This window comes from Pseudoalteromonas sp. MSK9-3, from assembly GCF_003590335.1.
Lineage (GTDB): Bacteria > Pseudomonadota > Gammaproteobacteria > Enterobacterales > Alteromonadaceae > Pseudoalteromonas.
In genome coordinates this window covers 79,969-90,402 of the sequence record NZ_MIET01000036.1, presented here as the reverse complement: position 1 = coordinate 90,402, position 10,434 = coordinate 79,969, and the positions used below count along the sequence as shown (strand labels likewise).

At 41.4% G+C, this 10,434-nt stretch carries 7 protein-coding genes; 6 read left to right on the top strand and 1 reads right to left on the bottom strand.

Features of this window, described 5'->3' with window-relative positions; translation table 11 throughout:
- Window positions 1–68 precede the first annotated feature (68 nt).
- On the bottom strand, window positions 69–2,438 hold the full coding sequence (locus BGP78_RS17510; protein ID WP_119862587.1) for a winged helix-turn-helix domain-containing protein: 2,370 nt from the start codon (window positions 2,436–2,438) through the stop codon (window positions 69–71).
- Between the two features lie 583 nt (window positions 2,439–3,021).
- On the opposite strand from BGP78_RS17510, the gene mnmE reads away from it, so the two are divergent.
- The 6 genes from mnmE to BGP78_RS17480 all read left to right on the top strand — a co-directional run bounded on the left by mnmE (window position 3,022) and on the right by BGP78_RS17480 (window position 10,348).
- A complete protein-coding gene (gene mnmE, locus BGP78_RS17505; RefSeq protein WP_119862586.1) occupies window positions 3,022–4,386 on the top strand; it encodes a tRNA uridine-5-carboxymethylaminomethyl(34) synthesis GTPase MnmE in 1,365 nt (454 codons plus the stop codon).
- Window positions 4,387–5,175: 789 nt separating this feature from the next.
- Window positions 5,176–5,622: an FMN-binding protein MioC gene (gene mioC, locus BGP78_RS17500; protein ID WP_119862585.1), complete on the top strand. Its 447-nt coding sequence runs from the start codon at window positions 5,176–5,178 to the stop codon at window positions 5,620–5,622.
- 432 nt (window positions 5,623–6,054) lie between these two features.
- Window positions 6,055–7,944, top strand: a complete 1,890-nt coding sequence (mnmG, locus tag BGP78_RS17495) for a tRNA uridine-5-carboxymethylaminomethyl(34) synthesis enzyme MnmG (RefSeq protein ID WP_119862584.1) — start codon at window positions 6,055–6,057, stop codon at window positions 7,942–7,944.
- A gap of 15 nt (window positions 7,945–7,959) precedes the next feature.
- On the top strand, window positions 7,960–8,580 hold the full coding sequence (rsmG, locus tag BGP78_RS17490) for a 16S rRNA (guanine(527)-N(7))-methyltransferase RsmG (RefSeq protein WP_119862583.1): 621 nt from the start codon (window positions 7,960–7,962) through the stop codon (window positions 8,578–8,580).
- A gap of 16 nt (window positions 8,581–8,596) precedes the next feature.
- Window positions 8,597–9,382 carry a ParA family protein gene (locus tag BGP78_RS17485; RefSeq protein WP_119862582.1) on the top strand — a complete coding sequence of 262 codons (786 nt, stop codon included), beginning with the start codon at window positions 8,597–8,599 and terminating at the stop codon, window positions 9,380–9,382.
- A 15-nt stretch (window positions 9,383–9,397) separates the two neighbouring features.
- The gene (locus tag BGP78_RS17480) at window positions 9,398–10,348 is read left to right on the top strand and encodes a ParB/RepB/Spo0J family partition protein (RefSeq protein ID WP_119862581.1); all 951 of its coding nucleotides are present in this window, start codon (window positions 9,398–9,400) and stop codon (window positions 10,346–10,348) included.
- The last annotated feature ends 86 nt before the right edge of the window (window positions 10,349–10,434 follow it).

Here is a 10,434-nt window from a genome sequence, read left to right as displayed (position 1 = left end):
GACATACGATGCCAAATAATGCGCACATTTGAGGATAACATCAGAGGTAGTTCTCTCCTTTAGTTGTCTTAGTTCACATCTATTTGAAAGTTCCACTCCGATTCACAATATACTGAGTAAGGTTTTTGTAATGAGGAGAACCACGTCATGAGTTCGTTTTGCTGAAGTGCTGGGTCCGCCAATTGTTTATACCTTCGCTCATCACTTATTTGCCAGTAATGCGCGAACTGTTTTTTCATTTTATCAAGTTGTCCAATGGCATTATCAACATCGCCAAGTCGGTAGAACGCCAATGCTGTATAATCATAGATCAGCTTCTTATTAAACTGACCTGAATTTGCTAATTCTATCGCACGGTCATCATCACCAAGTGTAAGGTGGGTATACATAAGAGAATAGACCGCATAGCTTAATGAATCGTGCATATTTAAACGCGTATATAAATTATACGCCGCTTGCTGGTTAAGCAATGCAGACTGGCTTTGCTGCAAGGCAAGCTCAGTCCAACTTAATAACAAATACGCATCCGCTTTAATATTGTCATGACTGTTTAGAGACTCAAGACTCCCCAGCAATTGCGCAAAACTCCCCTTCGCTTGATGTAACGCAGACTTATCATTATTCGCAATACCATGATCCATTTTAGCCATACTCAGTAATAACTGATTTCGATAGCGTAAAGGGGCAATATCTAACTCATCATTTAATACTTGCTCAGCCAGTTCAATATATTCAATGGCTTTTTCTCCTTCATGTAATTGAATGAAGTAAAAACCGAGATAATTCGCTATTTTAATTTGGTACACCAATTCTTGCTGATCGGTCGCCAATTTTAACGCATTCAATAAAGCTTGGTTGCGCTCTTCTAACGGTGCCAAGTAATTCTGACCTAGCGCAAAATACGTTTTCATCAATGAGCTTAAGTTGCCATTTTTACGATAATAACGCACTGATTTATATAAGCTTTGTAAGCTATCTTCGAGATCTACAGTTTGATCCGTTTCAGGCCCCGCTGGTGGAGGGTTGCCTATATAATATAAACGCCTCGCCTCAGACTCCGTCATATCATGGATCTCAAATAAGTTTTTAGCTTGAGAAACAAAGTGTTGATATTTACTCCACTGCTGTTGTTGCCACGCAATCGTCGCCAACTTTCGATAGATTTTCGAGCGTAAAACATCATTATCTATTTCATCTGTCATCACCAACGCATGTTCTAACAAGGTGTTCGCTTGCGTATATTCTCCTTTGGCAATTTTCATTTCACCCCAGTATTCCAGCATGCGGGCATTCAAAGAAGGTTTCGCTAATAGACCAGCACTCTGTGACAGTTGCTCAAATATTTCTGTTGCCTGTTGAAGTCGACCTGTATGCCAATAAGTTCGAGCCAGTTCGACCAGAGCATGAATATTGTTAGGGTCGTGTAGTACCGAGGCTTCAAAGTAGCGCATAGCAAGGCCAACACCGCGCGTCTCTAGTGCATACAGCCCTTCCAAATAGTCCTTGGTAGAAAAGTCACTTTCAGACACATGATAGGTACTCACCATGCCTGTTTTACCAATGACTTGCTGTGCAAAAGTAGTCGCTAAGTTAGGTAAAGGATGATTCAGATCATCACTATAAATCACCCCTTTTTTAATTTTTCCTTGAATATCTGATAAGGTATAATGGAACACGAAACGACCACTTTCTTGTGAAACTGTCGCCTCTAGCCAGCGCTCCGCATGCCCTTGTTCGACCAAAGACTGTAATGTAGAACCAACATTATCGTGTGCTTCGTGCTCTTGAGATAGTAAATGAAAAGCAGGCTGATTAGGAATGACCGTTACTACCCCTGACTCCTTCAAGTTTTGTATTAACAAATGTCGTAACCCGTAATTCAGCCAGTCGAATTCAGTCTCTCCCGTTAAATTTTTAAATGGGGCGACCAACAATCGTTCGTTGTGATGTGCTTCACTCACAGTCTTCGACGACGGATCAACCATTGTAAAGCCGATCATCAAAAACAGTCCGGCAATAAAAATGCATAAAGTTAGCACCAAGGCTGGCAGTCTTTGCGGACTATCCGTAAAAAATGCCATCGTGCGCGTCGGCTCAGGTGCTGGTTCATCAGCCGAGAGCACATTACAAGGCATATCGACCTCACAGATCCAAATGTACCCTCTCTGTGGGTACGTTTTAATAAACAATGGATTTTGCACACTGTCGCTTAATTGCTTACGTAGCTCCCGGATACTTTGGGTCAGGGAGCTTTCTCTATACTCGCCATTCACCCACAAAGCAGATAGCAACTCTTCACGAGTAATGATCCTCCCAGCATTAAGTAAAAAATATTCCAATAATTGGGCGAGTTTAGGTCGCAGTTGTACGGCATTTTCTTGAAAATACAAAACGCCCAATACAGGGTCAAATGAATAACTATTAAACGTGTACGACATAATTCCTTCACAGCTTACGTTAAAAATAATCAAATATTATTAATAGATAAAATAATCCGACCATATTGTAGTAGTAACACGTGCTAAAAATTACATAAATGAGACAAAAGGTTTACACTATCGTTTTAATAGCCACAATGGTCTGGTTTTAGTGGATATAACCGCCTATAGACAATTTACCAAACAGCACATCAATACACTGCGTACAGCTCCCACTACCTACTTCAATATAACGATGGCTAACGCAATGCATCATCATTGATATGGCCTCATGTAGAATAAGTATCATTTAACTCGTATTTAGCACAGGATTCAGATCAAGGTATTGTTCTTTTTGTAAAAGTAATGCGCATATACTGTTAATTATAGATTCAATAATATATAGCCATCAGTGTAAAAACGAAGCTGAGAATAAAAGCTCTCCCTACTTTATTTAACCAACACAGGCGAGCTAGGAGTTAAACCATTAAACACCTAGCTCGTAATATGCGGTTGTAATGGCAATATCTTATGGTTGTTAATAGCTCAGTTTGCCCCTTTGCTGTACAATTAGCGACAATATAAACGCTAAATAAATGGCCTTATGAACACACAAGACACCATCGTAGCTCAAGCCACCGCACCGGGACGCGGCGGTGTAGGAATTATTCGCGTATCGGGTACATTAGCAACTCAAGTCGCCGAACAAATCGTAGGTAAATGCCCAAAAACACGTTATGCAGAATACTTACCATTCAACACCTTACAAGGTGAGCAATTAGATCAAGGCATTGCACTGTATTTCGCTGGCCCTAACTCCTTCACTGGCGAAGATGTTTTAGAGTTACAAGGCCATGGTGGTCCTGTTGTTATTGATATGCTCCTCAAAGAAATTTGCCAAATTGCGGGGGTGCGCTTAGCGCAGCCAGGAGAATTTTCAGAGCGTGCTTTTTTAAACGACAAAATGGATCTCACCCAAGCAGAAGCCATCGCCGATCTCATTAATGCGACCAGTGAACAAGCAGCTAAAAGTGCTCTTCATTCTTTACAAGGTGATTTTTCTAATCATATTAATACGCTGGTGGAAAAGGTTATTCATTTACGTATGTATGTAGAAGCCGCTATCGACTTTCCAGATGAAGAAATAGACTTTTTATCTGACGGAAAAGTGAGTGGTGATTTGAACGCGATCATCGCACAACTTAATGAAGTCCGTAAACAAGCTAAACAAGGCAGTATCATGCGCGAAGGTATGCGAGTGGTGATCGCAGGCCGTCCAAATGCTGGTAAATCCAGTTTACTTAATGCATTAGCTGGCCGCGAAGCCGCCATCGTGACAGACATTGCAGGTACAACCCGTGACGTACTGCGTGAACATATTCATATAGATGGGATGCCACTGCACATAATTGATACCGCTGGACTGCGTGATAGCCCCGACAAAGTAGAGCAAATTGGTATTGAGCGTGCCTGGGATGAAATAAGCCAAGCCGATCACGTACTCTTTATGGTCGATGGTACTGACACCGAACACACTGATCCGATGCAAATTTGGCCTGAGTTTATGGCACGTTTACCGCAAGGTATGGCCGTTACCGTAGTGCGTAATAAAATCGATTTATCACAAGAAGCGGTCGGTATGTGTCAACAAGACAACTACCCTGTCTTACGCTTAAGTGCAAAAAACACCGATGGCATCGATTTACTACGGGATCATCTCAAAGCATGCATTGGTTTTCAGGGCGCTACTGAAGGTGGCTTTATGGCACGTCGCCGTCATTTAGATGCATTAGAGCGTTCAGCTGAACATTTAGATATAGGTAAAACGCAGCTAGAGATGCATATCGCAGGCGAGATCCTTGCTGAAGAACTGCGTTTAACTCAGCAATACTTAAACGAAATTACGGGTGAATTCACCTCCGACGATTTACTGGGTAAGATCTTCAGCTCATTTTGTATCGGTAAATAACCACTTTTGAACAAAATTAAGGGGAGCACTCCCCTTTTTTTACACCTCAGCGAATACTCTCTCGACCACTCACACGTAACATCAGATACATGATCAACTAAGTACTTTTACCGCATTAAAGTAACCGTAACCCTCTGTATTTATATTCAAATATAGTTTACTAAGTAAGCTATATTTATCGGACATTCGTGTCCCACACAATCTATGCTGCCCGTATTTTACTTTTACGCGGCCGGTTTATCCCATAACCTAAATGTATATCAGCTCAAATTAACACCGCTTTCAGATCTACACGTGAAAAACCTAACCCCGGAACGTAAAAAAACCAACATTTCATGCGCAAATAACAGGCTAATTTTCCATAGCCGAGTACTCGGCATCGTTAATACAGATCAGATCCTGCCATTTTTAGATTATTTTAATATATGGATCTAACTTTATAGATCTAAAAAAGCAGATCGAAATCAAGCACTTGATCGTTATGCACAACGAAGTTGTCCACATAGCCAATAACCAAGCTAAAAACAGCCAAAACACGCTAAAATAGTGTCTAGTAGGTGCTTGAGCAATAAACTTATCGCAAAGATTTACTCAGTTTATCCACATAAAGCTCACTAAAAACCGGCTTGGAATATTTTATTAATTCATTTAAATACAGTAAGTTAAACTAAAAACCATTGTTTTGAGTGAAAAACGCACGCTATTTTTTATCCAATCAATTTGCGCACCTCTTTACTTCTTCCACAGGCACTATATGATGACGCCATTAAAATTACTTGATCAATTATAATGACACAATTAGAGATCATCGTTGGAAGTCAAATGGGATCAGCTGAATATGTTGCTGATCAGCTAAAAGAAGCCTTAGAAAACCAAGGGTTTGTTGCTAATTTGCACGAGCAACCTGACTTAGCATATTGTGAACATGATCACTGGTTAATCGTAACCTCAACCTATGGTGCAGGTGATTATCCAGAGAACTTATTGCCATTTATTGATCAAGTAAATCAGCAAGGTAATTTGAGCGCTAAACAGTTTGCTGTCGTCGGGTTGGGTGATACCAGCTATGACACGTATAACCATGCAGCTAAAAATATTGCACAGTTATTGGTAGATAAAGGTGCAACAAATATGCTGCCGGTTTTAGAGATCAATGTATTAGATGAAGCACTTCCAGAAGACACTGCATTGAGTTGGTTACCGCAGTTTAGTAATGCACTCACTGTATCTCAGTAGTCCTCATTGATCTTTTACACATAAGTTATACACATTTTTAGAGATTTTAAGATCGGATTGTGGATAACCTTTGATCTACCTGCAGATCTAACCATAGTTATCCTTGGGATAATTATGAGATGATCTAGCCCTGTGTATAAATAGCCATTTTGATCAGAGCTTATCAGATACTTGATCCGATCCTATTCACACTAATTGATCTGATCTAAGTCTTTGCTGTTAAATAGGTATTTCACCTTACTCACAGAAAAGCGGATCACTAGTAGTAAGATCTAATAAAGATCTTTAAAAAGATCTTATTTATATTAAAAGATCTCTTTTGAGCTTTTTTACTCATTGGTTACTATTTAGTCATTTCACTTCTGAGTATTTCTAGGTAGAATACGCATCCTTTCAAAATCGAACCGGTAATTTTTAAGTAGGATCCCGTAAATGATTTATCATGAACATTTTGACGTTATTGTAGTTGGTGGCGGACACGCAGGTACAGAAGCTGCCCTTGCTGCTGCTAGAATGGGTATGAACACCTTATTGTTAACACACAATATGGATACTCTGGGTCAAATGTCATGTAACCCCGCAATAGGTGGTATTGGCAAAGGCCATTTAGTAAAAGAAATTGATGCACTAGGCGGAGCTATGGCGAAAGCGATAGACAAAGGGGGTATTCAATTTAGAACTCTGAATTCGTCTAAAGGACCTGCGGTAAGAGCAACACGTGCTCAAGCTGACCGTGTCTTGTACAAAGCTGAAATTCAAACCATTTTGCAAAACCAAGATAACCTAAAGATTTTCCAACAATCTTGTGATGACTTAATCGTTGAACAAGACCAAGTGAAAGGCGTTGTAACCCAAATGGGACTGCGTTTCAGTGCACATTCTGTAGTACTGACAGTGGGAACATTCTTGGGTGGCCAAATCCATATTGGCATGGAAAATTTTAAAGGGGGAAGAGCTGGCGATCCACCATCGATAGCCCTTGCTGATAGGTTACGTGAATTACCATTTCGTGTTGATAGATTAAAAACGGGTACACCACCACGTATTGATGCCCGAACGGTTGATTTCTCGGTTATGCAAGCGCAACCAGGTGATACACCAACCCCTACATTTTCATTTATGGGTAAGCAATCAGATCATCCACAACAGATCCCATGTTATATCACTTACACAAATGAAAAAACGCATGATGTGATCCGTGAAAATTTACACCGTTCTCCGATGTATGCAGGCGTTATTGAAGGCATAGGCCCAAGGTACTGTCCATCAATCGAAGATAAAATAGTTCGATTTGCTGACAAAGATAAGCACCAAATATTTGTAGAGCCTGAAGGGTTAACGTCCTATGAGCTGTATCCAAATGGTATATCCACCAGCTTACCCTTTGATGTGCAATTACAAATTGTGCAATCAATTAAAGGTTTTGAAAATGCCCATATCTGTCGCCCAGGTTATGCAATTGAGTACGACTTCTTTGATCCTAGAGATTTAAAACAATCTTTAGAGACTAAATTTATCACTGGTTTATTCTTTGCAGGTCAAATAAACGGCACTACCGGTTATGAAGAAGCTGGTGCACAAGGCTTGATAGCTGGCATGAATGCGGCATTACAAGTACAAGGTAAAGATGCCTGGACACCACGCCGCGATCAAGCATACGCCGGTGTATTAATTGACGACTTAGCAACGCTTGGTACCAAAGAACCGTACCGTATGTTTACTAGTCGTGCTGAATACCGATTATTATTACGTGAAGATAACGCTGATTTACGCTTGACTGAAAAAGGCCGAGAGCTTGGTTTGGTTGATGATGAAAGATGGGCTGCATTTAACGACAAACTTGAAGTAATGGAACAAGAAGCACAGCGTTTAAAAGCAACATGGATCCACAAAGATCATCCAGCCATTGATCAAGTAAACGCGTTACTTAAAACGCCATTAACACGAGAAGCCAGTTTGGAAGATCTGATCCGTCGCCCGGAGATCAATTATCATGATCTAACGGGGATTGAAGGGTTAGGATCTGATGCGACGAATATTCAAGCACTTGAGCAAGTAGAGATCCAAACCAAGTATGCAGGTTACATTGCGCGTCAACAAGATGAGATCAACAAACAATTGCGTCATGAAGAGTCATTGCTACCAAAAGAGTTTGATTACAGCCAAGTAAGTGGCCTATCAAATGAGGTCGTTGCGAAGCTAACCGATGCTCGACCAGACACCATTGGCCAAGCTTCTCGTATTTCTGGTATCACCCCAGCAGCTATTTCGCTATTATTAGTGTATCTGAAAAAGCAAGGGCTGTTGCGCAAGTCAGCGTAACGGCAATGGGATCTCGTGTTACATCAACAACTATCTTCTTTATTAGCGCAGACGGATATTGCGCTTACTGAACTTCAACAGCAGCAGCTTGTGCAGTATGTTGAATTATTAGACAAATGGAATAAAGCTTACAATTTAACCTCTGTACGCAATCCGAGTGAAATGGTAGTTAAACACATTATGGATTCACTCATGGTTGCCCCTCACTTAGCTGGCAAACAGTATATTGATGTTGGTACGGGTCCAGGATTACCGGGCATCGTATTGGCCATTGCTTTGCCTGATACGCAATTTGTATTACTTGATAGCCTTGGTAAACGAGTTCGTTTTTTAATGCAGGTAAAACATGCGCTTGGTTTAGATAATGTCACTCCTGTTCAGTCTCGTGTTGAAGATTATCAGCCAAGTGTTAAATTAGATGGTGTGCTTAGCCGCGCATTTGCATCATTACAAGATATGGTGCAGTGGTGTGAGCATCTAATTGATAATTCTGGTCGCTTTATTGCGCTAAAAGGTCAATTTCCTGAGCAAGAATTAGAGAACTTGCCAACAGGTGTGCACTTTGAGCAAAAGATTAGCTTAGAAGTTCCAGAACTGGATGCTGAGCGACATTTAATTATTCTTTCTAAAGACTAAGCTTTCCGAGGACACTGTGGCAAAAGTTATTGCAATTGCAAACCAAAAAGGTGGCGTTGGCAAAACCACCACGGCTGTAAATTTAGCCGCATCGATGGCTGCGACCAAACGTAAAGTGTTACTTATTGACCTAGACCCACAAGGTAATGCAACCATGGGCAGTGGTATTGATAAGTATGGTGATGTGCCCACCATTTATGATTTGCTGATAGAAGAGTCAGCGATAGCGGATGTGATCAGTAAAGACACGTCGGGTGAATATCATTTAATTGCTGCTAACGGAGATGTTACTGCGGCGGAAGTTAAATTGATGGAGCTCTTTGCGCGTGAAGTGCGCTTAAGAAATGCACTAGAGTCCATTCAAGATCAATATGAATTTATTTTTATTGATTGTCCACCCTCACTGAATATGCTGACAGTCAATGCGATGGCTGCGGCTGATTCTATTTTAGTGCCTATGCAGTGCGAATATTATGCGCTAGAGGGGTTAACGGCGTTGATGGACACGATCACTCAGCTGGCAAAGTTGGTAAATCCGAATTTACAGATTGAGGGGATTTTGCGCACCATGTATGATCCTCGCAATCGTTTAGCCAATGATGTTTCTGAACAGCTGAAACAACACTTTGGCGAAAAAGTGTACCGCACTGTGATCCCACGTAATGTGAGGTTAGCTGAGGCGCCAAGTTTTGGCGCACCTGCGATGTATTACGATAGGGCATCCAGTGGTGCAAAAGCATATTTGGCGTTAGCTGGAGAGATGCTACGCCGAAAAGAAAAGCAATCTGCTGCGGTTGCCTAAGAGGATAATAATAACATGTCGGTTAAAAAACGTGGTTTAGGGCGAGGTTTGGATGCCTTATTAAGCTCAGCAAAACCAGCTCCTTCATCTGAGCCGGTGGTAAGTGAAGTAACTGAAGCTGACAGTAAAACAAGTGAGCCCCAAACACCAAAAACAACCATGCCGGTTGATGGTGAGTTGCAGCGGTTACCTATCGAATATTTACGACCAGGTAAATACCAGCCCCGTAAAGACATGTCAGAACAAGCGTTAGAAGAGTTGGCAGGGTCAATTCGCTCTCAAGGTATTTTACAACCGATTGTGGTGCGCCATATCAGTGATACGGATTATGAGATCATTGCGGGTGAACGACGTTGGCGTGCCGCGCAATTAGCTCAGCTAAGTATGGTGCCGTGTATTTTAAAGCAAGTTGCTGACGAAGCGGCTGTGGCGATAGCGTTGATTGAAAATATTCAGCGTGAAGACTTAAATGCCATGGAAGAAGCGGTTGCACTACATCGTTTACTCACCGAATTTGAATTAACACATCAGCAGGTTGCTGAGGCGGTGGGTAAGTCGCGTACAACAGTGACAAACCTGTTACGTCTTAATAATCTCAATGATGATGTTAAAATATTGTTGGAGCATGGCGATATAGAAATGGGCCATGCACGCTGCCTATTAGCACTCTCAGGCGAAGCGCAATCTGAGGTGGCGCGAACAGCCGTCGCAAAAGCCTTAACGGTACGTGAAACAGAGAAGTTAGTGCGCAGTATTTTAGAGCCGGCGGACAAAAAAGAAACAAAGGAAAAAGACCCAGATGTCAGATTGTTAGAGCAGCAATTAGGCGAAAATTTAGGCGCTAAAGTGGAAATTAACTATAATAATCGTGGCAAAGGCAAGCTGGTGATTTCTTACACTAGCTTGAATGAACTCGATGGCATCTTGGGCCGCATTCACCCAGACATGCAACAACCGCCAGAATGACCAATAAACAAACAATGGTGGTGCTGAAAAAGCGCCACTATTCGTCTCTTCAAGTTGCAAAATCACCAAAAATAAGTATAATTTCG

Coding starts and splice junctions, on each gene's coding strand:
- BGP78_RS17510 (WP_119862587.1), bottom strand. CDS start 2,438: ATGTCGTACACGTTTAATAGTTATTCATTTGACCCTGTATTGGGCGTT.
- mnmE (WP_119862586.1), top strand. CDS start 3,022: ATGAACACACAAGACACCATCGTAGCTCAAGCCACCGCACCGGGACGC.
- mioC (WP_119862585.1), top strand. CDS start 5,176: ATGACACAATTAGAGATCATCGTTGGAAGTCAAATGGGATCAGCTGAA.
- mnmG (WP_119862584.1), top strand. CDS start 6,055: ATGATTTATCATGAACATTTTGACGTTATTGTAGTTGGTGGCGGACAC.
- BGP78_RS17480 (WP_119862581.1), top strand. CDS start 9,398: ATGTCGGTTAAAAAACGTGGTTTAGGGCGAGGTTTGGATGCCTTATTA.